Origin of the sequence: Bradyrhizobium sp. SZCCHNS30572, from assembly GCF_032484415.1 — a bacterium.
GTDB lineage: Bacteria > Pseudomonadota > Alphaproteobacteria > Rhizobiales > Xanthobacteraceae > Bradyrhizobium.
In genome coordinates this window covers 608,150-630,362 of record NZ_JAUESY010000004.1, presented here as the reverse complement: position 1 = coordinate 630,362, position 22,213 = coordinate 608,150, and the positions used below count along the sequence as shown (strand labels likewise).

21 protein-coding genes are annotated in these 22,213 nt (G+C 66.2%); 13 read left to right on the top strand and 8 right to left on the bottom strand.

Annotated elements, in window-relative coordinates:
* The first annotated feature begins 68 nt into the window (after nucleotides 1-68).
* The 6 genes from QX048_RS14060 (at nucleotide 69) to QX048_RS14035 (ending at nucleotide 5,292) form a co-directional block, all read left to right on the top strand.
* The gene (locus tag QX048_RS14060; protein ID WP_315825719.1) at nucleotides 69-974 is read left to right on the top strand and encodes a dienelactone hydrolase family protein; all 906 of its coding nucleotides are present in this window, start codon (nucleotides 69-71) and stop codon (nucleotides 972-974) included.
* Between the two features lie 9 nt (nucleotides 975-983).
* Nucleotides 984-1,451, top strand: coding sequence for a DUF2269 domain-containing protein (locus QX048_RS14055; RefSeq protein ID WP_315825718.1), 468 nt, complete (start codon nucleotides 984-986; stop codon nucleotides 1,449-1,451).
* A 10-nt stretch (nucleotides 1,452-1,461) separates the two neighbouring features.
* A complete protein-coding gene (locus tag QX048_RS14050) occupies nucleotides 1,462-2,787 on the top strand; it encodes an SDR family oxidoreductase (protein ID WP_315825717.1) in 1,326 nt (441 codons plus the stop codon).
* Nucleotides 2,787-3,197, top strand: a complete 411-nt coding sequence (locus QX048_RS14045) for a thiol-disulfide oxidoreductase DCC family protein (protein WP_315825716.1) — start codon at nucleotides 2,787-2,789, stop codon at nucleotides 3,195-3,197. Before QX048_RS14050 ends, QX048_RS14045 begins: the two co-directional genes overlap by 1 nt.
* Before the next feature lie 132 nt (nucleotides 3,198-3,329).
* Nucleotides 3,330-4,400 (top strand): YeiH family protein, encoded by a 1,071-nt coding sequence (locus QX048_RS14040; RefSeq protein ID WP_409977905.1) that lies wholly within the window; start codon nucleotides 3,330-3,332, stop codon nucleotides 4,398-4,400.
* A 7-nt stretch (nucleotides 4,401-4,407) separates the two neighbouring features.
* Nucleotides 4,408-5,292: a LysR family transcriptional regulator gene (locus tag QX048_RS14035; protein WP_315825715.1), complete on the top strand. Its 885-nt coding sequence runs from the start codon at nucleotides 4,408-4,410 to the stop codon at nucleotides 5,290-5,292.
* 99 nt (nucleotides 5,293-5,391) lie between these two features.
* Here QX048_RS14035 and QX048_RS14030 read toward each other — a convergent pair whose 3' ends face one another.
* The 3 genes from QX048_RS14030 to QX048_RS14020 form a co-directional block, all read right to left on the bottom strand.
* Nucleotides 5,392-6,636, bottom strand: a complete 1,245-nt coding sequence (locus QX048_RS14030; protein WP_316200447.1) for an NAD(P)/FAD-dependent oxidoreductase — start codon at nucleotides 6,634-6,636, stop codon at nucleotides 5,392-5,394.
* Nucleotides 6,637-6,762: 126 nt separating this feature from the next.
* Nucleotides 6,763-8,589 (bottom strand): translational GTPase TypA, encoded by a 1,827-nt coding sequence (gene typA, locus QX048_RS14025; RefSeq protein ID WP_315716745.1) that lies wholly within the window; start codon nucleotides 8,587-8,589, stop codon nucleotides 6,763-6,765.
* Between the two features lie 385 nt (nucleotides 8,590-8,974).
* A complete protein-coding gene (locus tag QX048_RS14020) occupies nucleotides 8,975-9,754 on the bottom strand; it encodes a Crp/Fnr family transcriptional regulator (RefSeq protein ID WP_316200448.1) in 780 nt (259 codons plus the stop codon).
* 167 nt (nucleotides 9,755-9,921) lie between these two features.
* On the opposite strand from QX048_RS14020, the gene QX048_RS14015 reads away from it, so the two are divergent.
* Nucleotides 9,922-10,296, top strand: a complete 375-nt coding sequence (locus tag QX048_RS14015) for a response regulator (protein ID WP_315750548.1) — start codon at nucleotides 9,922-9,924, stop codon at nucleotides 10,294-10,296.
* Nucleotides 10,297-10,341: 45 nt separating this feature from the next.
* Here QX048_RS14015 and QX048_RS14010 read toward each other — a convergent pair whose 3' ends face one another.
* Together QX048_RS14010 and QX048_RS14005 are read right to left on the bottom strand one after the other, a co-directional pair.
* The gene (locus QX048_RS14010) at nucleotides 10,342-11,913 is read right to left on the bottom strand and encodes an alkaline phosphatase D family protein (RefSeq protein WP_315825713.1); all 1,572 of its coding nucleotides are present in this window, start codon (nucleotides 11,911-11,913) and stop codon (nucleotides 10,342-10,344) included.
* A 139-nt stretch (nucleotides 11,914-12,052) separates the two neighbouring features.
* Nucleotides 12,053-13,396 carry a TAXI family TRAP transporter solute-binding subunit gene (locus QX048_RS14005; protein WP_315825712.1) on the bottom strand — a complete coding sequence of 448 codons (1,344 nt, stop codon included), beginning with the start codon at nucleotides 13,394-13,396 and terminating at the stop codon, nucleotides 12,053-12,055.
* Nucleotides 13,397-13,726: 330 nt separating this feature from the next.
* On the opposite strand from QX048_RS14005, the gene QX048_RS14000 reads away from it, so the two are divergent.
* Both QX048_RS14000 and QX048_RS13995 read left to right on the top strand, forming a co-directional pair.
* The gene (locus QX048_RS14000) at nucleotides 13,727-14,074 is read left to right on the top strand and encodes a 4a-hydroxytetrahydrobiopterin dehydratase (RefSeq protein ID WP_315825711.1); all 348 of its coding nucleotides are present in this window, start codon (nucleotides 13,727-13,729) and stop codon (nucleotides 14,072-14,074) included.
* Between the two features lie 105 nt (nucleotides 14,075-14,179).
* Nucleotides 14,180-14,593: a YkvA family protein gene (locus QX048_RS13995; RefSeq protein WP_315825710.1), complete on the top strand. Its 414-nt coding sequence runs from the start codon at nucleotides 14,180-14,182 to the stop codon at nucleotides 14,591-14,593.
* Between the two features lie 119 nt (nucleotides 14,594-14,712).
* Here QX048_RS13995 and QX048_RS13990 read toward each other — a convergent pair whose 3' ends face one another.
* The 3 genes from QX048_RS13990 to QX048_RS13980 form a co-directional block, all read right to left on the bottom strand.
* Nucleotides 14,713-15,888 carry a TAXI family TRAP transporter solute-binding subunit gene (locus QX048_RS13990; protein ID WP_315716753.1) on the bottom strand — a complete coding sequence of 392 codons (1,176 nt, stop codon included), beginning with the start codon at nucleotides 15,886-15,888 and terminating at the stop codon, nucleotides 14,713-14,715.
* A gap of 149 nt (nucleotides 15,889-16,037) precedes the next feature.
* A complete protein-coding gene (locus QX048_RS13985) occupies nucleotides 16,038-17,048 on the bottom strand; it encodes a hypothetical protein (protein ID WP_315716754.1) in 1,011 nt (336 codons plus the stop codon).
* A gap of 520 nt (nucleotides 17,049-17,568) precedes the next feature.
* The gene (locus tag QX048_RS13980; protein ID WP_315750543.1) at nucleotides 17,569-18,543 is read right to left on the bottom strand and encodes an NADPH:quinone oxidoreductase family protein; all 975 of its coding nucleotides are present in this window, start codon (nucleotides 18,541-18,543) and stop codon (nucleotides 17,569-17,571) included.
* A gap of 262 nt (nucleotides 18,544-18,805) precedes the next feature.
* On the opposite strand from QX048_RS13980, the gene QX048_RS13975 reads away from it, so the two are divergent.
* The 4 genes from QX048_RS13975 (at nucleotide 18,806) to QX048_RS13960 (ending at nucleotide 22,213) form a co-directional block, all read left to right on the top strand.
* On the top strand, nucleotides 18,806-19,417 hold the full coding sequence (locus tag QX048_RS13975) for an invasion associated locus B family protein (protein ID WP_315716756.1): 612 nt from the start codon (nucleotides 18,806-18,808) through the stop codon (nucleotides 19,415-19,417).
* Nucleotides 19,418-19,532: 115 nt separating this feature from the next.
* Nucleotides 19,533-20,744: a 23S rRNA (adenine(2503)-C(2))-methyltransferase RlmN gene (rlmN, locus tag QX048_RS13970; protein WP_315750541.1), complete on the top strand. Its 1,212-nt coding sequence runs from the start codon at nucleotides 19,533-19,535 to the stop codon at nucleotides 20,742-20,744.
* 157 nt (nucleotides 20,745-20,901) lie between these two features.
* Nucleotides 20,902-21,387, top strand: a complete 486-nt coding sequence (locus QX048_RS13965; RefSeq protein ID WP_315716758.1) for a hypothetical protein — start codon at nucleotides 20,902-20,904, stop codon at nucleotides 21,385-21,387.
* A 46-nt stretch (nucleotides 21,388-21,433) separates the two neighbouring features.
* Nucleotides 21,434-22,213 carry a phosphatase PAP2 family protein gene (locus QX048_RS13960; RefSeq protein ID WP_315825708.1) on the top strand — a complete coding sequence of 260 codons (780 nt, stop codon included), beginning with the start codon at nucleotides 21,434-21,436 and terminating at the stop codon, nucleotides 22,211-22,213.

Here is a 22,213-nt window from a genome sequence, read left to right as displayed (position 1 = left end):
AAATCGCATCGGACGGGCCGCGGCCTCGGCTAGTGTGGCGCAGGCTCAACATCCTCCCGTTCGGCTGAATGGTGCTGCTTCGCTGCGTCTCATGGTTGCTCGCGCTGGTCGTCCTGTCGGTCGCAGCCGGCGCAACGGCACAGCCGTTCGGTCCCGCGTCGCCCGAAGCCGAGCCTGCGCGCCGGCAGCAATGGCTGATTCCGTCGATCGAGACCGAAATTCCCGCGCATGCGATCCTCTATCGGCCTGCTGGCGGTGGACCGTTTCCGCTGGCCGTGATCGCGCATGCCTCGACGCAGAATCCGCTGTGGCGGGCACAGCTGCCGCAGCCCACCTACACGGCGCTGGCGCGTCTCCTGGTCGGGCGGGGCTATGCCGTGCTGGTCCCGGAGCGGCTCGGGCACGGCCGCACCGGCGGTCCCTATGTCGAAGACCAGGGCGGCTGCGCCGACGCGGACTACGAGAAAGCAGGACGCGCGACGGCGGCGCAGATTTCGCGCGCGCTTGCCTACATGCGCGAGCAGCCGTTCACGGCGAATGGCGGCGCCGTCGTCGTCGGCCATTCGGCCGGCGGCTGGGGCGCGCTGGCACTCGCCGATCAACCGCCGCAGATCGTCTCGACAATCGTCGTGTTCGCGCCCGGCCGTGGCGGCCATGCCGACGACGTGCCAGGGCGCGTCTGTGCAGAGGCGCGCCTGCTTGATACGGCCCGCGCATTTGGACGCGGCGCGCGCGTGCCGGTCACGTGGCTGGTCGCGGCCAATGACAGCTACTTTCCACCGCCGCTTTCGCGTCGGCTTGCGGAGGCCTTCGGCTTGGCCGGAGGCCGGGCGGACTTCAATCTGTTGCCGGCGTCCGGCGAGGAGGGGCATTGGATGATCGAGCACGACGACGGCGTGGCACTGGCGGCGGATTTGCTGTCGCGGGCGCTGACAACGACACGTCGATCGACGCATCCGATGCCGCCGAACTAGCAGGACACGATGACGCTGTATTTCCTTGTCAAATATCTCCACGTGCTCGGCGCCATCGTCATTCTCGGCACCGGCACGGGGATCGCATTCTTCATGCTGATGGCGCATCTGAGCGGCGAGGCCGCGTTCATCGCGCGCACCGCAGGCGTCGTCGTCATTGCCGACATGCTGTTCACGCTCTCGGCGGTGCTGCTGCAACCAGTCACCGGCGGCACGCTGATGTGGCTGTCGTCGACAGCGATGACCGAGCGCTGGCTGCTCACCTCGCTCGCACTCTACGCCGTCGCCGGCCTGTTCTGGGTCCCCGTGATCTTCATGCAGATCGAACTGCGCGACCTCGCCCGTGCTGCTGATATCAGCGCACAGGCGCTGCCGCCGCGCTACTTCATCGTCTTCCGCCGCTGGTTCCTGTGCGGCATCCCCGGTTTCGGCGCGGTCATGGCCATTCTCTGGCTGATGATCGCAAAGCCGTTCTGACGAGACGCGCATGATCACGTCGACCACCCCCCGCATCCTCGTGCTTGGCGCCTCCGGCCTGATCGGACGCTTCATCACCGACGATCTGCGCCGACGTCGCTGCGCGACGGTCGGCGTCGCGCGCGCGTTCTCGCCATCGCAACGCGTGTCGCCGTTCGACATCGAGCTGCCGATCATGGCGCTCGATGCACCGGCTTTGGCGAGTCTGATCCGCGCCCACGAGATCGATGTCGTCGTCAATTGCCTCGGCGTGCTGCAGGATGGTCCGGGCAGCGATACTACGGCCGTGCATCGTGAGTTCGTCGCGCGCGTGCTCGCAGCGATCACGGCCTGCGGCCGTCGCGTGCGCTTCATTCACATCTCGATCCCCGGCGCGGCCGATGAGGATCACACCGCTTTCGCGACCACCAAGCGCGAGGCGGAGCAGTTGATTGCATCCTCAGACATTCCCTACGCCATCCTGCGCCCGGGCTTCGTGATCGCGCCATCGGCCTATGGCGGCAGCGCGATGGTCCGCGCGCTCGCGGCGCTTCCGGTCGACCTGCCGGCGAGGGATGCGGCGACGCCGTTCCAGCCGGTGGCGGTGGCGGACATCGCCGCGACCATCGCCTGGCTCGCGATGCGGCCGATCGATGACGAGGCGACACGCGCGGTGAGCTGGGACCTGATGCAGCCCGAGGCGGTGACGCTTGGCGACGTCGTCGATGCGTTTCGGCGCAGTTTCGGCACGACGGATTGGCCGCGCGTTGCCTTGCCCGCACCACTGATCAATCTCGGCGCTTTCGCCGGTGACCTCTGCAGCCGGCTCGGCTGGATGCCGCCGATGCGCACCACCGCGATCGCCGAGCTTCGCCGCGGGGTGCACGGCGATCCCGCACCATGGATCGCGGCAACCGGCATCACCCCCACGCCGCTGGACGCCGTCGGCGCGCGTGGCGCCACCATTCAGGACAAATGGTTCGCGCGGCTGTTCCTGATCAAGGCACTGATCATCGCGAGCCTCGTGCTGTTCTGGGTCGCATCGGGGTCGATTGCACTGTTCGTCTCGTTCCCGGCGACCACGGCGGTCCTGACCACGCGCGGCTGGCCGGAAGGCTTTGCGATTCCGTTCGCGGCGATCACCAGCATGATGGACATTTCGGTCGGCCTATTGATCGCGTTCCGCAGAACCGCAACATTCGGGCTCGCCGCCGGCATCCTCGTCTCGCTCGGCTACATGCTCGGCTGCGCGATCCTCACGCCCGATCTCTGGCTCGAGCCGCTCGGCGCCCTGGTGAAGACGGGACCTGCGATCGTGCTGATGCTGGTCGCGCTGCTCATGATGGACAATCGCTGATGACCAACTGGCCCGACGATGACGTGATCCTCTACGACGGCGTCTGCGTGTTCTGCTCCCGCTGGGTGCAGTTCGTGATCGCGCGCGACACCGCCAGGCGCTTCCGCTTCACGCCGATCCAGTCGCCCTACGGCACCCGGCTGGCACAGGCCTTCGGCATCGATCCCCAGGACCCCGACACCAACGCGGTCGTGCATGACGGCAAGGCGCATCTGAAATCCGATGCTGCGCTGACCGTATTGTCGAACCTGCCGGGCTGGGGCTGGACGCGCGCGCTGCTCGCCATTCCGAAGCCGCTGCGCGATGCGGTCTATGGCGTGGTCGCACGCAACCGCTACCACATCTTCGGCAAATACGAATCCTGCTTCGTGCCGGATGCCGAGCTGCGCAAGCGGGTGCTGGAGTCGTGATCCGGTCGGCGGCGAGATGCGGCAGTGGGCGATTAATCGATTGAATCGAATGATACGTGCGATATAATCTGTTGGATCGATTGTTCACAGCATGAAATTCTCTTCCTCGCACTTGGTTTGGGAGAGATTTCCATGGCTGCCCCCTCGCACGATCTGATCGCCGATGCGCCCGTTGCCATTCATCATCGACCTGCGCACGCGCCTGCGACGCCGGCGGCACCGACGCTGCTGCCCGGGCTCGCGCTGTCCGCGGCGCTCGCGGCCGGCGCCTTCGGGCTGCGCCTGCTGCCGGGCCTCGGCCTGTTCAGCCCGATGATCCTGGCGATCGTGGCAGGGATGGCGCTGCACAACGTGGTCGGCACACCGGCGCGGGCCAAGCCCGGCGTCGCCTTCTCGATGCGTCGCGTACTGCGGCTGGCGATCATCCTGCTGGGCCTGCAACTGACGGCGACGCAGATCGTCGAGGTCGGCGCGCGTGGTCTCGCCGTGATCGCGCTGAGCCTCACCGGCACCTTCCTGTTCACGGTGTGGATGGGACAGCTGCTCGGCGTCAATCGCAAGCTGGCGGAGCTGATCGCCGCGGGCACCTCGATCTGCGGTGCGTCCGCCGTGATCGCGACCAACACGGTCACGCGCGCCCATGACGAGGACGTCGCCTATGCGGTGGCCTGCGTCACGGTGTTCGGCTCGATCGCAATGTTCATCTATCCGCTGCTTCCGGCGCTGCTGCATCTCGACGCGCACGCCTTCGGCCTGTGGAGCGGCGCCTCCATTCACGAGATCGCCCAGGTGGTCGCGGCCGCGTTTCAGCAGGGCCAGCAGGCTGGCGAGTTCGGCACCATCGCCAAGCTCGCCCGCGTGATGCTGCTGGCGCCGGTCGTGCTCACGCTCGGCCTGCTGGCAACGCGGCGTGCGCGCCATGGCGGCGAGACCCGAGGCAATGCGCAGCCGCCACTGCCCTGGTTCGTGTTCGGCTTCATCGCGCTGGTTGGCCTCAACAGCGTGATCAGCATTCCCGCCGAGATGAAGACGGTGATCGTGACGGCGACCACGTTCCTGCTGTCGATGGCACTGGCCGCGATGGGACTGGAAACGGATTTCGCCAAGCTCAAGGCCAAGGGCCTGCGGCCGCTGGCGCTGGGCCTGCTCGCCTTCCTGTTCATCGCAGGCTTCAGCCTGGCCCTGGTGAAGCTCACCACATAGGACGCTTGTGACGCTCGAACAGCTCAGGATCTTCGTTGCGGTCGCGACCCGCGAGCACGTCACCCAGGCGGCGCGCGACCTCAATTTAACCCAGTCGGCGACATCGGCGGCCGTGGCCGCGCTCGAAGCGCGCTACGAGACCAGGCTGTTCGATCGCGTCGGACGCCGCATCGTGCTCACGGCGACCGGGAAGGCGTTTCTCGTCGAAGCAAAGGCGGTGCTGGCGCGCGCGGCCGCCGCCGAGACCGTGCTGAACGATCTCGCCGGCCTGAAGCGCGGGCAGCTGGCGCTGGCGGCCAGCCAGACCATCGCGGGCTATTGGCTGCCGGCCTTCATTCACCGCTTCAGTGCCGCGCATCCGGCGATCAAGCTGCAGCTGTCGATCGGCAATACCGAGCAGGTCGCGACCCAGGTCCGCGAGGGCTCTGCCGATCTAGGCTTCATCGAGGGCGATGTCGACGATCCCGTGCTCACGGTTCAGCCGGTCGCGCAGGACAACATGGTGCTGGTCGGTCCGATCGATCATCCGCTGTGCCGCGGAAGGTCAGTGACAACCGGCGACCTGAAGACGGCGCGCTGGGTGTTGCGCGAGCAGGGCTCCGGCACGCGCGCCGCGCTCGAAACAGCGCTTGGCCGCTTCGGAATCACCCCGGCCGAGCTCGATGTGGTGTTCGACCTGCCGTCCAACGAGGCCGTGCGCGGCGCCGTCGAAGCCGGCGCCGGCGTCACGGTGCTGTCGCGCCTCGTGGTCATGCGCGCCGTCAAGGCGGGTCTGCTCGCCGTCGCCAACATCGAGCTGCCCAAGCGGCACTTCTACAGCTTGCGCCACAAAGAGCATCACCAGACGCAGGCCGCGCGGGAGTTTCTGCGGATGGTGGAGGAGACGCATTGATCGGGGCACGTCATCGCGAGCGCAGCGAAAGCGATCGAGAAATCCCGCCGCGGTGACAGTCTGGACTGCTTCGCTGGGCTCGCAATGACGATCGATGGACTAGGTCGTGGTTAATGACGCCAGAGCTTCCCGCGCCGCGCGCTCGCCGCTGTCGCGCGCGCCATGGGCGGTCGAGAAGAAATCCAAGGGCGTCGCCTCGCCGGCGAAGAACAGCCGATCATCAACCGGCGCGGCCAGCACGGCGCGCTTGTCGGCATGTCCGGGCAGTGCATGCGAATAGGCGCCGCGCGCGAACGGGTCGGCGCCCCAGCGGGACTCGGCGAGCGGACGGAGGCTGTTGCGGATGTCGTTGCCGAGCAGGGCCGCGATGTCGTCGATCGCCTGCGCCGCCAAGGCCCCCTCGCCCGCCGCCTCGATCTCGCGGGCGAAGCTGCCGCCATAAAAGCCTTCGATGCAGGGCTGGCCGAACGGGCGCAGCTGAAAGCTGCCGACCCGCGCGGTGTGGCTTCGGCCGCGCATGCCCGAATCCCTCGGCAGGTGCTCCCAGCCGTCGAGCGCCAGCGTCACCTTGTTGTCCAGCCCGAGTGGCAGGCCGGTAGCGGCTTCGACCTTGGCATGCAGCGCCGGCGTGAAACGGAGCGCTTCGTCGGCGATGAGATTGGTCGGCACGGTCACGATGACCTTGTCGGCCGTCAGCGTGCCCTGTGACGTCGTCAGGCGGATGCGCCTGTCGCCACGGTCGATCAGCGTCACGTTGCAGTCGAGCACGATCGGCAGGTCCGCACCGTAGGCTGCAACGAGGGCGCCATAGCCGCGGCGTATCCGCCAGTTCAGCTCGGTGTCCTCATAGGCCTCGAAGTCGAGCAGCGACATCTGCGCCAGCTCGCAGCCGTTGAGATAGGTGCAGATCGCGTCGATCATGCCGTTCCAGCGATTGCCGGGCTCGAGGCAGATGCTCGCCGGCGCATCGCGGCCGCTCCTGGCAGCCTCCGCGGTACGCATGAAGAACGCCTCCAGCGCGCGGATGAATTCTTCGCGCTCTTCGCGCGGGAATGCCGCCTCATAGGCCTGATCGCGCCAGGGCGGCCGGCTGGTGTCGATAGTGAAAGCAAGCTGCTCGGCAATGCCGACGAACGAGTTGCGATCGGCCGAATGAAGCCAGCCGCAGCCGAGATCGAACGTGACATCAGGCGAAGCCATGATGGTGCGGGCACGCCCGCCGATGCGGTCGCGGGCCTCCAGGACGATGAACGAGACGCCCTTGTCCTGCAGCGCATGTGCCGCGCCGAGGCCCGCGGCACCCGCGCCGATGATGGCGATGTCGATGGAGGATGGGAAAGACATTGGCTCATCCAACTCCGTCGTCATGCCCCGCCTTGTGCCGGGCATCCACGTCGTCCTCGCAAGCCCCAAAACGTGGATGGCCGGGACAAGCCCGGCCATGACGCATTTGAGAATGGAGGGCGGAAATTACGCCACCGCTTCCTTCTGCTTCTCGGCGCGCTTGCGCTCGTTCGGATCGAGATGCTTCTTGCGCAGCCGGATCGACTTCGGCGTGACCTCGACCAGCTCGTCGTCCTCGATATAAGCGAGCGCCTTTTCCAGCGTCATCTTGATCGGCGGCGTCAGGCGGACGGCCTCGTCCTTCGACGTGGTGCGGATGTTGGTGAGCTGCTTGCCCTTCAAGACGTTGATCTCGAGATCGTTGTCACGGGTGTGCTCGCCGACGATCATGCCGCGATAGACCTTCCAGCCCGGCTCGATCATCATCGGGCCGCGGTCCTCCAGCTTGAACATCGCGTAGGCCACCGCCTCGCCCTGGTCATTGGAGATCAAGACGCCGTTGCGGCGGCCGGCGATCTCGCCCTTGAACGGAGCATAGCCGTGGAACAGGCGGTTCATGATCGCGGTGCCGCGGGTGTCCGTGAGCAGCTCGCCCTGATAGCCGATCAGGCCGCGGGTCGGCGCGTAGAACACCAGCCGCAGGCGGTTGCCGCCGGACGGGCGCATCTCGATCATCTCGGACTTGCGCTCGCTCATCTTCTGCACGACGACGCCGGAATGCTCCTCGTCGACGTCGATCACGACCTCCTCGATCGGCTCCAGCCACGCGCCGGTGGCCTCGTCCTTCTGCAGCACCACGCGCGGACGCGACACCGACAGCTCGAAGCCTTCGCGGCGCATGGTCTCGATCAGGATCGCGAGCTGCAATTCGCCGCGGCCCGACACTTCCATGGCGTCCTTGTCGGCGGATTCGACGACGCGCAGCGCGACATTGCCCTCGGCCTCGCGCAGCAGGCGGTCGCGGATCATGCGGCTGGTGACCTTGTCGCCTTCGGTGCCCGCCAGCGGCGAGTTGTTGACGATGAAGGACATCGACACGGTTGGCGGGTCGATCGGCTGCGCCGGGAGCGGAGTCTCGACCGAGGGATCGCAGAACGTGTCGGCGACGGTGCCCTTGGTCAGGCCCGCGATGGCGACGATGTCGCCGGCCTCGGCCTCGTCGAGCGGCACGCGCTCGATGCCGCGGAACGCGAGAATCTTGGAAATACGGCCCTGCTCGACGACTTTGCCCTCGGCGTTCAGCACCTTCACGGCCTGGTTGGGCTTGATGCTGCCCGAGGTGATGCGGCCGGTGATGATGCGGCCCAGGAAGTTGTTGGCCTCCAGGATGGTGCCGATCATGCGGAACGGCCCCTCTTCGACCGACGGCGCCGGCACATGGCGCAGCACCAGGTCGAACAGCGGCTGCATCCCGGCGTCCTTCGGACCTTCCGGGCTCTCGGCCATCCAGCCCTGCTTGGCCGAGCCGTACAGGATCGGGAAGTCGAGCTGCTCCTCGGACGCGTCGAGCGCGGCGAACAGGTCGAACACCTCGTTGATGACCTCGGTCGGACGGGCGTCGGGACGGTCGACCTTGTTGATGACGACGATCGGCTTGAGGCCGACCTTGAGCGCCTTGGAGACCACGAACTTGGTCTGCGGCAGCGGGCCCTCGGCGGCGTCGACCAGCACCAGGGCGCCGTCCACCATGTTCAGGATGCGCTCGACCTCGCCGCCGAAATCGGCGTGGCCGGGAGTGTCGACGATGTTGATGCGGGTGTCCTTCCACTGCACCGAGGCGGCCTTGGCCAGGATGGTGATGCCGCGCTCGCGCTCCAGATCGTTGGAGTCCATGGCGCGCTCGGCGACCTTCTGGTTCTCGCGGAAGGTACCCGACTGCTGCAGGAGACGGTCAACCAGGGTGGTCTTGCCGTGGTCGACGTGGGCGATGATGGCGATGTTGCGAAGATTCATGGTCGGTGTCTTCTAAGCTTTCTCAAGAGCCCGTGCTCTGTCCCCGGCGGGGCGCGCGCTTTGTTATAGTCGAATCAAGCTGTTAGCTTTGCGACGCGCGCTCGCGAAACTCGTTCGGCGGCAGGGGCCGGCAGCCCCAAATAGGAAGCCCGGCCAATCGACCGGGCAGACCTCACGCGTTGCGGCGCAATATAGGCAGAAAATGCCAAAAAACAATGACTGCTTTCAGGAACGGGGAGCGGTTTCCGAGCGGCTGGCTAACGCCTCCGCCGCCACGCGCCTCCGGGAGGCGCGGGAGAAGACAAGATCAACCACTCCGACCGGCAATCCCACGAGGACCAGCGCTGACAGCCAACGCGGTTGGCTGGAGTCTGTACGCGGGACGTCAATGGCGCCTGCAGGCGCAGCCCGCCGCGGCCTGCTCGGTCGGATAGACGCCGCGCAGGACCTCTTCGAAATGGGTCTTCACGGCCTCGTTGCACAGGCAGGAGCGGCGCTTCAGCGCGTCGAAGTCCCGCACCATGAAGGCGCCGCGGCGGGTTTCGAGAATGCCCTCGGCCCTGAAGGTCTGGACAACCCGGCTGACGTAGCTGCGGCCGACGCCCAGCAGCGTTGCCAGCTGCTCATGCGTCAGCGGCACGATCGGCTCGCCATCGGTACGGTCCATCGCGGCCACGATCCACTTCGCCGTCCGCTGCTCGATCGAATGGATTGCGTTGCAGGCGGTCGACTGGAACATCTGTGCCAGCATGCAATCGGCGTAGCGCGCGAATACGTTGCGCAGCGTCTTGGATTGCAGCTTGGCGGCCGCCAGGCGGGACAGCGGCAGCCGTGCGAACGGGCCGCCGAACTTGACGACGATCCGTGTGTAGGCCGGCAGGAAGCCTTCGCTGACGATCCCGCCGACGGCGCCCTCGCGGCCGACCAGGATGGTCTCGACGTCGCGGCCATCCTCATTGGGAACGAGATAGGACGTCAGCGCCGGCCCGCAGGGAAAATGCACGATCTGGACGTCGTCACCCGGACTGTAGAGCAGCTCGTTCGGCGTTGCCTCGTCCTCCACCAGATACGGCGAGATCAGCGCGTAGTCGGCCGGACTGAGCCGCCGCAGCAGGTTGTTGTAGGGCCGCTCCCGGCTCAGCGTGGTCACACCTTGGCTCAGCATCGTCATCCCCGTGCGCAACGCATGTGCGTGATCCGTGCACCTTGTGTTCACAAGTGCACCGACACAGGAACTCTGATATGCTGCCTTGGTTCCAGGAACCCGCCAGCGCGCTCGAGAGGAGGCGCCGGCCGCGGGGTCCATCCCTCATCCTGGAACCCGTAGATCCCATGACCAGCTCGCAATCAGGCGTGCCCGAGTTCTATCAGCATGTGCTGGTCGTCGAAGACGACCCCATCATTGCACTCGGACTGGAAGACACGATCACCGACCTCGGCGTTCCCGACATCAGGATCGCAGCCGACGTCGCAACCGCGCTCGCCATGATCGCCGAGCGCGTCCCGCAATTCGCGCTGCTCGATGTCGGCCTGGTCCGCGAAAAGAGCTTTGCGATTGCCGAGCGGCTGACGGCGCTCGGCATTCCCTTCGCATTCTCGACCGGCTATGGCGCCGACCGCGTGCCACCCGCATTCGCCGACCGGCCGCGGCTGCCGAAGCCTTGCCCGACCGAGGCGCTGGAGGCGGCGCTGCGGCGACGCGATTAGTTGCCGTCGCCGCACGCGGTCGTCTTGCCGCCGAACAACGAGACCTCAGCCCAGCTTCGGATCGAGCGTGGTCGACCACAGCGCGACGTCGGCGCGATCCCGCAGGGTCACGGTCATCTGGCCCGTGGCGCCTTCGATCTTGACGTGGCCGAAGAACTGCATGCCGGCCGACGGCGGCAGATTCTGCTTGTCGAGGCCGGGCGCCTTGATGAAGCGCACCTCGGGGCCGAAGGTGTTGTCGAGCTCGTTCGGACCGAACGTGCCGGCATGCAGCGGGCCGGAGACGAACTCCCAGAACGGCTCGAAGTCCTGAAACTGCGCCTTGTTCGGATCGTAATAATGCGCGGCCGCGTAGTGCACGTCCGCCGTCAGCCACACCGTGTTCTGGATCGGCGCCGTCTTGATGAAGCGCAGGATCTCGGCAATCTCGAGCTCGCGGCCGCGCGCCGGGCCGTCACCCTGGGCGATGGCTTCCGAGCCCTTCTTGTTGGCCGCGTCGTCATAGACGATGATGCTGAGCGGCATGTCGGAGGCGATCACCTTCCAGGTCGCGCGGGAATTGAGCAGCGCCTGCTTCAACCAGCGCATCTGCTCCGGCCCGATGAAGTAGGACGCCGGACCATACTCGTCCTCGAGATTGGGACCGTTGGCGCCGCGGTAGCTGCGCTCGTCGAGCACGAACACGTCGAGATGCGGGCCATAGTTGATGGTGCGATAGACTCGGCCCGGCTCGATGAGGCTCTCGCGCATCGGATACATCTCGTGGAAGGCGCGCGCCGCGCGGGCCGCGAGCAACTGGATGTTGCGCTCCTTGTAGGCGGCGGGCAGCTCCTTGGACGCCGACCAGTTGTTGGTGACCTCGTGATCGTCCCACTGCACGAAGATCGGCACCTCGGCATTGAAGGCGCGAACGTTCTCGTCGAGGAAATTGTATTTGTGGGCGGCACGAAATTCGTCGAGCGTCTCGGCGACCTTGGCCTTCTCTTCCACGGTGAGGTTCTTCCACACCTTGTTGTCCGGCAGCTTCACCTCGGACTTGATCGGACCGTCGGCGTAGATGGTGTCGCCGGAGTGCAGGAAGAAGTCCGGGCGGTGCTTCTTCATCGTCGAGAAGGTGAACATGCCGCCATCATCGGGATTGATGCCCCAGCCCTGCCCCGCCACGTCGCCGCCCCAGACGAACGAGACGTCGCGCTTGTTGCCTGGCGCGGTGCGGAAGCGGCCGGCCACGGCCTCGCTTTCGACCGCGGTATGCGACAGGTCGCGGAACTTGACACGGTAGAAGATGTCCTGGCCGCTCGGAAGGCCGTCGATCAGCATCTTGGCCGTGAAGTCGCTTTCCGGAAGCGCGGCAATCGGAGGCAGCGTACGCGCGTCCTTGAACGATTCGGTGGTCGCCACCTCGACCAGCATCTGCGACGGCCGGTCGGCGCGCGCCCAGACCACGCCACCATCCATGCCGACGTCGCCGGACTGCACGCCATGCGTGATCTGCGGCCGGTCGGCGGCGCGGCTCAGATAGGGCATCGCCAGCGTCGTGACGCCGGCTGCGGCGGCCGTCGACAGGAAGCGGCGGCGGGACAGGGCTGTGTGCGATCGAGGAATGCGAAGCGTCATGCGGATCTCCTGGTCGGATCGCGCGCGGGAGCCGGCGCGAGCCACGGCCCGGCAGACCTAGAAAAGATTGATGACGCTGGAATTACAATCGCGCCGTGGACAGCGCGTGACACGGCCGCAGGGCGAACATGGTCCGCCCTCAGGTGCCGGCGGCACGCAACTGCGCGCCGGTTCGCTGCAGATTGGCGGGCATGCTCATCAGGATGAGCTTGCGATCGGCCACCGCGTTGTGGAACTGCTCGAGCGCGATGTTGAACGCGGTCAACGCCGCGTGCTCGATTGCACCGTCCTCGAAGCAGGTCAGCGTGTTGCGCAGGATCTCGTCGGCCTCGCTCTGCAGCTGGTCGAGCTCCTCGGTCGAATCGCTCTTGCGCGCGATCGTGATCATCTCCAGCAGACGATCGCGCAGCGAGGTGTTGATGGTGCGTTCGTCGCGCTTGAGATAGCCGGCGAACCACGCACCGGCCGAACCCATCGCCGAAAGCGCCATCAGGCCCCACCAGATGTAGTCGCTGTAGCGGTCGAGGAAGGTCTTCTCCTCGCCGTTGATGAACGCCGCCGCGCCGGGATGTGCCGGAATCGCGGCGTCCTTGTCGGTGTCGGGGGTCTCGATCTTGGCAGCCAGCGGGAACTCCGACAGCAATTGCTGGCGCACCGAAAACAGCTGATGGGTGAACGCGGACACGGTCGAATCCGACAGGCCTTTGCGCGCCACGATGTGGTGGTTGAAGCTGATGGTCTTCACCTCGTCCTCGGGACGATCGGGCGAGCCGCCAAACGCGCCGGCGGGAATTTCGGTCGATTCATATTCGGGGTGGTTCTGCGCGATCGCTTCGGCCGAATCGATCGCCAGGAAGGTCGGCGTGCCGCCGTCCTTGGTGGCAGCGGCGATCGCATCCGCCGTGATCTTGCTATTGATGGGTCCGGCCGCAAGATAGACGTCCGCCCGCTGGTTGCGCACGGCTTCGGCGGCCTCGGTGATCGGGACTTGGACGATCTCAACCTTGCCGGCGTCGACGCCGTATTGATGCAGGATCACCTTCAGCAAATTGGCGTTCGCCGGGGTCCGACCGATGATGCCGACCTTGTGGCCCGCGAGCTGGGAGATCTTGGTGATCTTGGCGCCCTTGCGACCCTTGCCCTTGCCGCCCGGAGGCACCCAGAGCACGGCGACGTTCTTGCGCAGCGTCGCCACGGCCTGCGCGTTCTTTGGGACCTCGAGGTCACCCCGGACGATCGCGAGATCAACCTTGCCTGCGGCCAGCGCCTGCGCGCTCTGTGCGGCGCCCTCGGTCGGAACCGGCCGCAGCCTGACGGAGGCGTGCGACTGGGAAAAGGCCTGGGTCAGGGCCTGGACGACCTTCAGGTCGTCGCTGTTGGGCGGACCGACCGCGATCTTGAGCACCACGGGACGCATCGCAAAATAGTAGGCCCCCGTCAAAGCGCCGACGACCGCAAGGATCCCGGCGATGACGATGAACACGGCAGGGCGCATCCGTGAGCGCTGCGCTGGCGTGGTCTGAGTATCTACCAGATCCCGTCCTCCGGTGGTCCCAGGCCCGGGCGATGCCACAGGCGGCTTCGTCTGGCCACGTCGTCCTTCAATAGAGCCGAACTGTAGCAAATTTCTTGTCCGCCCGGGGTGACATCTGCGTCATGGTTACCATCGCACCAGTCGCCGGAGGATCGGGGCAGTTCCAAGCACCTCCGGCATCGCGCCTGTGACAAGGCTCTGATAGGGATGCGTTTTCGGTTAGTCTTGGCAACCGGACACCGGCGCGACCCAGCCGGAGGTAGCCCCGCGATCGCCCGGATGCCGCCGCGTGTCCGGTCGATTGCACCACAAGAGGAGATCGAGATGCCGCAACCATTGTCGGCGGAGGCACGCGCCACCGCCTTGCGGGAGCTTCCCGGCTGGTCCGAGGCACAGGGCCGTGAGGCCATCGCCCGCACGTTCACATTCACAGACTTCAACGAAGCCTTCGGCTTCATGACCCGCGTCGCCCTGGTCGCTGAAAAGGCTGACCATCATCCCGAGTGGCGCAACGTCTACCGCACCGTCGAGGTGGTCCTCACGACCCATGACGCGGGCGGCGTGACCATGCGCGACATCGCGCTCGCCAAGGCGATGAATGCGATCGCCGCGACGATGCGCGGCTGAGATCTTGGCGACGACGGCACGCGCCTTGCGGCCGGCGTCGCCATCACCACATCCGAGGGCGAGGACCGCGCCCCCAGCGCCGTCTGGAACCGGAGATCGGACATCATGTCGGATGCGACCGACTACAGCGTTGGCTTCGAGCCCGCGGAGCGGCTGGCCCGGGATCGCGAGACCCTTCGCCGTCGTTTCTGGATCAAGTTCAAGAAGGTTGTCGCGCGGCTGCCATTCGCCGAGGGGCTGCTTGCGGCGTATTACTGCGCCTTCGACAAGGAGACACCCCGGCACGTACAGGTCGCCCTGCTCGGCGCCATCGCCTACTTCGTCGTGCCGTTCGACTTCATGCCTGACGTGTTGCCCATCCTCGGCTTCACCGACGACGCGGCGGTGCTCGCCACCGCCATCCGCATGGTCGCCTCGCACATCACGCCCGACCATCATGCGGCAGCCCGCGCCGTACTCGCGCGGCTCGCGGCAGACAAGAACGCAGACGTCGCGAAGGACGGCGAGAATATCGGCTGACGGCGGCTCCGGCCGGCAAGCCGGGCGCCCGCAATCAGCGCCTCGGAAGGGCACAACAGTAAAAAGCCCCGCATCCGCGGGGCTTTTCTCTTGATGGGACTTCGTCGAACGCTACGAGCTCAGCGCTGGCCGCGCGCCTGGGCGCGGGCGCTGCCGGTCTTCTCGGCCTCCCAGGCCTGGTACTGCTTGAACAGCGCCTCGCGGTCGGCCTCGCTCGGCATCGCCCTGCCGGCGCTGCTCTGCTTCAGGAAGTCATCGAAGCGGTCGCGCTGTGCGCCTTCCATGGCGTGGCTCTCCAGCCATTTGCTGGCGGACGGCAGCCGCTGCCAGCCGGCGAGCGGCGCCGACAGCGAGACCTCCTTCCACTTCGGATGGAACGGCGGATTCTGGAATGCCGGGAATTTGGTGAAGAAGGCGTCGACGAAGGTCGCGAGCTTGCGATAGCGGTCGGTGTTCGGCGCCCAATTATAGGCGGCGAGCACGGCCGGCACCGCGATCGTGTCGACCTTCTCGCCCTCGGCGATCAGGTTCGGGTAGTCCTTCGCCGTCAGGGTCGCCGGCAGATAGTCGGTCTGCAGCGGTCGATCGTAGTCGACGTTGACGAGATGGAAGCGGCCGTCGTTCACGAAGGTCGAGACCGACTTGTAGGGCTTGCCGCCGACCACGATGACGGCATCGAGCTCGCCGCGCTTCAGCTTCTCCATCGCGATGCGCTGCTCGATGTAGGCGAAGTTGGCGCGCAGGCCAAGCCGCTCGAACACCGTCAGCGCCGTGACGAAGGTGCCGCCATTCGGCAGGTCGACGCTGACGCGGCGGCCCTCGAGATCACGCAGGTTGCGCACCGCGCGCGGCGCGATCACCTGCATCTCTTCATTGTAGAGCTTGGTGACGTAGGTGAACTGCCGCTTGATGTCCTTGGCGAAACCCTTGCGCTCGAGGTAGTCGAGCGTATCGGCGCGGACGACGCCGAGATCGACGCCCTGCAGGAACAGGATGTCGGCCACGCTCTGCACCGAGCCGCGGCCGACGATCGGCAGGACGCGCAGATTGTTGCCGTCGTCGAGCAGCGAGGCCAGATCGGCGCCGAACTGCACATAGGTGCCGCCAATGGTGCCGGTGATGAGCGTCACCGTGTTGGCGTTCAGCGCCTGCTTGGTCTGCACCGAGCCGAACTGGAAGATCGCCTTGAGGCTGTCGCTCACCTTGGCGGGGTCGAACTCGCCTTCCTCGGCGTGGGCAGCGAAACCGCACGCTATCATCATTGCGGCCAGGGCCGCTCCAACAAGACGTCGCATCTGTCCCCCTTGATCTAAGGCTGGCACATGTTTGCAAGCCGGAACGCGGGCAGCGCCAGGTCTCGCCTGGCATCGCCCATGAACAGACTCGAAAATCACGCGTGAAACAAAAAAATGAAACGAGGCGGCATCGCTGCCGTCACGAGCGTTCAGTTCTGCAGTTGATCGAGCCTGCGCTGCGCTTCAGCCGAGCCGAGCTGGGCGGCGCGGCGGTACCAGTTGCGAGCCGCAGCCGGATCGGCATTGATGTTGCGGATGTCCTTCGTCCCCAGCACGTGGGGATCGTAGGTCTGGGCAAGCATCAGCGCCGCGGCCGGTTCTTGCGCCTCGGCCGCGCGCTCCAGCAGCAGTCGGGCCGGCGGGATGTCGCCCGCGGCCAGCAGGCTCTTGGCGCGTTTCATGATGCCCGCGAGTTCGTCGGGATCGAGCCGGCGGACCTGCGCGGGCGGCGGAGCGGCGGTCACGGCGCCGAGGCCGGGTGCGACGATTGCCGATCCGGCGCCCGGCGAATTGATCGAGGATGGCTCCATCGCGCTCGGGGCCGGCGCGGACGGTGCCGTGGCGAAGCTCGGTGGTGCTGCAACCGGCGCGGGCTGCGTCACACTGCGATTCTGCAGCGCTGTCTGGTAGGCGTTGGCGATGTCGTCACGCGTCGGGGCCACGGCTGCCGTCTGCACCGGCGCCGCCGCAGCCGGCGGCTCGGCGGGCGGCAGTCGCGCCGGCTCGTTCAGCTGCATGTCGCGCGCGGTGAGCTGCGTGTTGGTGGCCTGCGGCGGGGCCGTCGGGTCCGGCGTGGCGCCGATGATGGAAGCCTTGGCACTGGCGATCAGGTCGCGCGTCGCATCCGAGGTGACAAGCGCGAAGAGCACCGCGACGCCGGCCGCAGCCACCACGGCGAGAAGAATCCGGGACGAGACCGAGACGCGGCGGGTCCGCTCCGGCCACTGGTCCTCGAAATGCGTGCTGTCGATCTGGTTGCCGCTCTCATACTCAGAGAGGAACATCGGCATCGATTCGTCGTTTGGATAGTTATCCTGGGTCGACCGGCCGAAACGATAGCTCGGTGGGCGCTCCTGAGGGAGTTCGTCGGGGAAAGGCCTGAAGTCAGGCTCCGAAGGAGTTCTGTTGTTGAAACGCCCGCGCGTCGTCCGCTCAGCCATGGCCTTCATCCCCATCTCAACTTCACGCAACATACTTTTGGTCCCAAGCCCGTCAGAAGCTCGAGACACGTCACGATTGCCAGAGGCACCCCACTGCCGACAACTAATTGACTAATTGAATCCGACTAAAAGTGGACGAGAGCCGGCATGATTCTGGAAACATTTTGATCTGATTGTGGCAACGCACGTGCGACATCGCACGGCGCCAAATCCAGAAACGTCGTGATAACAACGGCCAAGCCTCAAATTAACCATGCCACAATGTGGCGTGGTTGTGTTAACCAAGAAACGCTCGTTTTCGGATTTTCTGCTTCCGGTTGCGAATCCGTGGCGCCGGCGCGGCAGCCCGCCGAACAAATTTGCGACCGCCGCGCAGCGCGCGGATGTCACAGCGACGCCGGGCCGGCTCGAGCATTCCATCGGCACAACAGCCGGGGCACTGCTCGGTTTGGTTGCACGGATCAGGGCGAGGCTATCCCGGGGAGTACAGCCCCCCGGGGGCCTTCATTGCGCGACGTCCTCAGGGGTGCAGGATCACCTTGCCCATCGCCTGGCGGCCGGCCAGCACCTTCAAGGCATCGGCGGTCTGAGCCAGCGGGAAGGTGCGGTCGACGTGCGACGACAGCTTGCCCTCCGCGGTCCACTGCACGAGCTTTTCGAGGTTGGCGCGGTTCTTGGCGGGGTTGAGTCGGGTCCAGGCGCCCCAGAACACGCCGCGGATATCACAGCCCTTCAGCAGCGCGAGGTTCAGCGGCATCTTCGGGATGTCGCCGGCGGCGAAGCCGATCACCAGGAATCGGCCCTCCCATGCGATGGAGCGCAGCGCTGCCTCGGCGTAGGCGCCTCCGACGGGATCGAAGATGATGTCGGCACCCTTGCCGTCGGTGAGCCGCCGCAGTCCCTCCTTGAGATCCTCCTTGGCGTAGTTCAACGTCAGCGTCGCGCCGTGCTGCCTGGCAAATTCGAGCTTCTCGTCCGAAGAGGCACAGGCGATGACCTTCAACCCCATCAGCTTGCCCAGCTCGCAAGCCGCCAGGCCGGTGCCGCCGGCGGCGCCAAGCACGGCCAGCGTCTCGCCCGGTTTCGGACTGGCACGATCCTCCAGCGCATGCAGCGCAGTGCCGTAGATGATGATGATGCCGGCGGCGCGATCGAAATCGAGATTGTCCGGAATCTTGACGATCGAGGCGGCCGGCAGCGCGATCTTTTCGCGCGCGCCGTTGTGGCCGCAGGAGGCGACGACACGGTCGCCGACCTTCAGTTCGGTGACGCCATCGCCGACGCTCTCGATGACACCCGCGACCTCCGCACCCGGCGAGAACGGGAACGGCGGCTTGATCTGGTACTTGCCTTGGATCATCAGGATGTCGAAGAAGTTCAGCGCCGCCGCCTTGATCGCAATCACGGCCTCGCCGGGACCGGCCACCGGATCTGGCACCTCGGTGAGGACGAGATCGTCGGGCTGACAGAATTGCGAGCAGAGAATGGCTTTCATGGGCGCTCCTTGGTCGTTGGCGCCGGATCGAGGTCCGGCTTTGGGAACGTCATGCCGGATTTGCCGCCGCGCCACAATCATCATCAGGCCGCGGCAGCTGCGCGGCGCCGGGCCAGGGACGCGGAGCGCCGGACAATCCAGCTCTGCGGCCTTTGCAAGCGGTGCATTTAGCCGCTATCCATCGCGACCACGGTCAGCGATTCCGGGCCATTTTCCAGTCACAATATTGGTGGAACGAAGTCGCGGGGGAACTCAACGTATCATGTTGTTCGGGCGATTGTTGACAACGCTGGTCGGCGGCGTGCTGCTGTTCGGAGCTCCGAGCCTCGTAGCGGCACAGAGCGCCGCGCCAAAGGCCGCAGCTCCGCATCCGAAGGCCGCACCGAAATCGGAATCGAAGCCGGCCGTTCCCAACATCGGCGGCGCGGAACCGACGCTGATCGGACAGTTCGGCGGCTGGGGCGCCTATACCGCGATGCCCGGCGGCAAGAAGGTCTGCTTCGCGCTGGCCAAGCCGACATCCTCCAAGACCAATCCGCCCAACCGTCCGCGCGATCCCGCCTATGCCTTCGTGTCGACCCGGCCCTCCGAGAAGGTCTTCAACGAGGTCTCGATCATGATCGGCTATGCGCTGAAGCCGGGATCCGACGCCACGGTGGAGGTCGGCGGAGCCTCCTATGCCATGTATACCCAGGGCGACGGACTTTGGATCAAGAACGCCGCCGAGGAAGAGCGGATGGTCGATGCCATGCGCAAGGCGCCCGAGGCCGTGGTCAAGGGCGTCTCGGCCAAGGGCACGGAGACCACCGACGTGTTCTCACTGAAGGGCCTCGCCCAGGCGCTCGACCGCATCGCGCAGGATTGCCGCCGGTAGACGGCGGCCGCCGGTACCGCTCGTCAGGCGGGTCGCATTTGCCGGCCGGATCGTTATATAAACCCGCTGAACGCCTTCGGCCGCCGCGGCCGGGCAGCACTTTGGGCCCATCGACATGGCAACGACTGCCGGGCTGCGCGACTCCTCTGCGCCCCTCGAAAAGACTCCGCTCGAAACCTACGTCCCGCCGGCGAAGCCCTCGCTGATCGGCCTGTCACGCGCGGAGCTGGCAGCAAGGCTCGGCCAGGTCGGAGTGCCAGAGCGCCAGCAGAAGATGCGGGTGCAGCAGTTGTGGCACTGGATCTATTTCCGGGGCGCCAGGTCGTTCGACGAGATGACATCGGTATCGAAGGACACACGCACCGCGCTGGCCGAACATTTCACGGTCGACCGTCCCGAGGTCGTGGCCGAGCAGATCTCCAACGACGGCACCCGCAAATGGCTGCTGCGGCTGCCGAGCGGCGACAATCTGCAGAAGGCCCACGAGGTCGAGTGCGTCTACATCCCCGAGACCGATCGCGGCACGCTCTGCGTCTCCTCCCAGGTCGGCTGCACGCTCAACTGTTCGTTCTGCCACACCGGCACGCAGCGGCTGGTGCGCAACCTGACGGCCGGCGAGATCGTCGGCCAGGTCATGGTGGCGCGCGACCGGCTGAACGACTGGGCCGACCGCGAGACCCCGCTCGGCAACCGGCTCATCACCAACATCGTCATGATGGGAATGGGCGAGCCGCTGTACAATTTCGACGCGGTGCGCGACGCGCTGCTGATCGTCTCGGACAACGAGGGCATCGGCATCTCCCGCCGCCGCATCACGCTGTCGACCTCCGGCGTGGTGCCGAACATCAAGCGCGCCGGCGAGGAGATCGGCGTGATGCTGGCGATCTCACTGCATGCGGTGCGCGACGAGCTGCGCAACGAGCTGGTGCCGCTCAACCGCAAATATCCGATCGCCGAGCTGCTGCAGGCCTGCCGCGACTATCCCGGCGCATCCAACGCGCGCCGCATCACCTTCGAATATGTGATGCTCAAGGGCGTCAATGATTCGCTCGACGACGCCCGGCTGCTGGTCAAGCTGCTGAAGGGCATTCCGGCCAAGATCAACCTGATCCCGTTCAATCCCTGGCCCGGCTCGGCGTATGAGTGCTCGGACTGGGAGCAGATCGAGAAGTTTTCGGAATACGTCTTCAACGCGGGCTATTCGTCGCCGGTGCGCACGCCGCGCGGCCGCGACATCCTCGCCGCCTGCGGCCAGTTGAAGTCGGAGACGGAGAAGCTGTCCGCGCGGGAGCGTCAGGCACTGCGCGCGATGGCGATGACGGATTGATGATTGATCGCGCCTGCATCTCCGAACGAGATCGTCATGCCCGGGCTTGACCCGGGCAACCATCGATTCATCGACCGAGAGATGGATGGCCGGCTCATGCCGGGCCATGACGAGCGAAGAAAGCGGGGCCTCGCTTGGGTAACACGGGTCTAAAGCCATGGCGCTGATCGGTCGTCTCGTCGTGATCGCGCTCGCGTTTCTTGCCGCGTGCTTCCTCGCGGGGCTGATCGTGGTGACCGCGGTCCTGTTTCCGGAGTTCTCCGATCTCGGCAATGGCCCGATCGATCAGGGCGCGTTCGAGGTCATCATCGGCTTCGGCTTCATCTTCGTGTCGGGCTTCGCGCTGATCCCGGCGCTGCTGATCGCACTGATCACCGAGGCTTTCTCGATCCGCAGCGTGCTCGCCTACGCGATCGGCGGCGGCGTGGTCGGCGCAGCCTGCTATCTCGGCCTGGTCCCGTTCGATCCCGAGACCTTCCGGTTCGAGGGCATCGTGCGTCGCCATCTCGAGATCCTGACCGGGGCCGGCATCGTCGGCGGACTGGTCTATTGGCTGATTGCCGGCCGCAACGCCGGCCGCTGGCGCGAGCCGTCGCCGCGCCTGCCGCCACCGCCGCCATTGCCGTCGGGATCGCCACGTTGAGCCGCCGGCCTTTCCATCGCCATCCGCTTTCGCTAAACCGCGCGCCATGAACCGGACCGGCCTCTTCATCGCATTGTCGCTCGCGCTCGTCATCGGCGTGCTGTTCGGCGTCTTTCCCGAGCTCGACCTCAAGCTGGCCGCGCTGTTCTACGATCCGCGCACGCACAGCTTCCCCGTGAAGCTCGACGGCTATGCTGCGTTCGCGCGCGATGCCGCGATGTGGGTCGCCTGGGGCATCGCGCTGCCGTCCATCGTTGCGCTGGTCGTGAAGCTCGTCCGTCCCGACCGGCCGCTGCTGGTGAAGGGCCGCACCGTGGCGTTCCTGCTGCTGACCTTATCGCTCTCGGCCGGCGTGCTCACCAACTTCACCTTCAAATCCTATTGGGGCCGGCCGCGCCCGGTTGTCGTGGCCGAGTTCGGCGGCGACATGCAGTTCGTGCCGTGGTGGGATCCGCGCGGCGGCTGCGGCCGCAACTGCTCGTTCTTCTCCGGAGAGGGAGCCACCGCATTCTGGACCCTGGCGCCGGCCGCGCTGACGCCGCCCGCGATCCGGCCCGTCGCCTACGGCGCCGCCGTCCTGTTCGGCATCGCCACCTCGGTGTTGCGGATGGCGTTTGGCGGACATTTCTTCACCGACATCGCCGCGGCCGGCCTCGTCACCTTCATCGTGATCTGGCTGCTGCACGGCTACATCTACCGCTGGCCGTCCACCCGCCTCACCGACGCCGGCATCGACGCCGCCCTGACCCGCTTCGGCTGGCCGGGCTTCCGCCTGATGCGCCGGCTGTTCGGCCGCCGTACCGCGGATACCAGCCCCGCGGCCTGA

Excerpts from the sequence above, each read along its gene's own strand:
- QX048_RS13995 (WP_315825710.1), top strand. The coding sequence starts at position 14,180 with ATGTCGGATGCGACCGACTACAGCGTTGGCTTCGAGCCCGCGGAGCGG.
- QX048_RS14000 (WP_315825711.1), top strand. The coding sequence starts at position 13,727 with ATGCCGCCGCGTGTCCGGTCGATTGCACCACAAGAGGAGATCGAGATG.
- QX048_RS14060 (WP_315825719.1), top strand. The coding sequence starts at position 69 with ATGGTGCTGCTTCGCTGCGTCTCATGGTTGCTCGCGCTGGTCGTCCTG.
- QX048_RS13990 (WP_315716753.1), bottom strand. The coding sequence starts at position 15,888 with ATGCGACGTCTTGTTGGAGCGGCCCTGGCCGCAATGATGATAGCGTGC.
- QX048_RS13985 (WP_315716754.1), bottom strand. The coding sequence starts at position 17,048 with ATGGCTGAGCGGACGACGCGCGGGCGTTTCAACAACAGAACTCCTTCG.
- QX048_RS14020 (WP_316200448.1), bottom strand. The coding sequence starts at position 9,754 with ATGCTGAGCCAAGGTGTGACCACGCTGAGCCGGGAGCGGCCCTACAAC.
- QX048_RS14030 (WP_316200447.1), bottom strand. The coding sequence starts at position 6,636 with ATGTCTTTCCCATCCTCCATCGACATCGCCATCATCGGCGCGGGTGCC.
- QX048_RS14015 (WP_315750548.1), top strand. The coding sequence starts at position 9,922 with ATGACCAGCTCGCAATCAGGCGTGCCCGAGTTCTATCAGCATGTGCTG.
- QX048_RS13965 (WP_315716758.1), top strand. The coding sequence starts at position 20,902 with ATGGCGCTGATCGGTCGTCTCGTCGTGATCGCGCTCGCGTTTCTTGCC.
- QX048_RS14040 (WP_409977905.1), top strand. The coding sequence starts at position 3,330 with ATGGCTGCCCCCTCGCACGATCTGATCGCCGATGCGCCCGTTGCCATT.
- QX048_RS14050 (WP_315825717.1), top strand. The coding sequence starts at position 1,462 with ATGATCACGTCGACCACCCCCCGCATCCTCGTGCTTGGCGCCTCCGGC.
- QX048_RS13975 (WP_315716756.1), top strand. The coding sequence starts at position 18,806 with ATGTTGTTCGGGCGATTGTTGACAACGCTGGTCGGCGGCGTGCTGCTG.
- QX048_RS14010 (WP_315825713.1), bottom strand. The coding sequence starts at position 11,913 with ATGACGCTTCGCATTCCTCGATCGCACACAGCCCTGTCCCGCCGCCGC.
- QX048_RS14045 (WP_315825716.1), top strand. The coding sequence starts at position 2,787 with ATGACCAACTGGCCCGACGATGACGTGATCCTCTACGACGGCGTCTGC.
- QX048_RS13980 (WP_315750543.1), bottom strand. The coding sequence starts at position 18,543 with ATGAAAGCCATTCTCTGCTCGCAATTCTGTCAGCCCGACGATCTCGTC.
- QX048_RS14055 (WP_315825718.1), top strand. The coding sequence starts at position 984 with ATGACGCTGTATTTCCTTGTCAAATATCTCCACGTGCTCGGCGCCATC.
- QX048_RS13960 (WP_315825708.1), top strand. The coding sequence starts at position 21,434 with ATGAACCGGACCGGCCTCTTCATCGCATTGTCGCTCGCGCTCGTCATC.
- typA (WP_315716745.1), bottom strand. The coding sequence starts at position 8,589 with ATGAATCTTCGCAACATCGCCATCATCGCCCACGTCGACCACGGCAAG.
- rlmN (WP_315750541.1), top strand. The coding sequence starts at position 19,533 with ATGGCAACGACTGCCGGGCTGCGCGACTCCTCTGCGCCCCTCGAAAAG.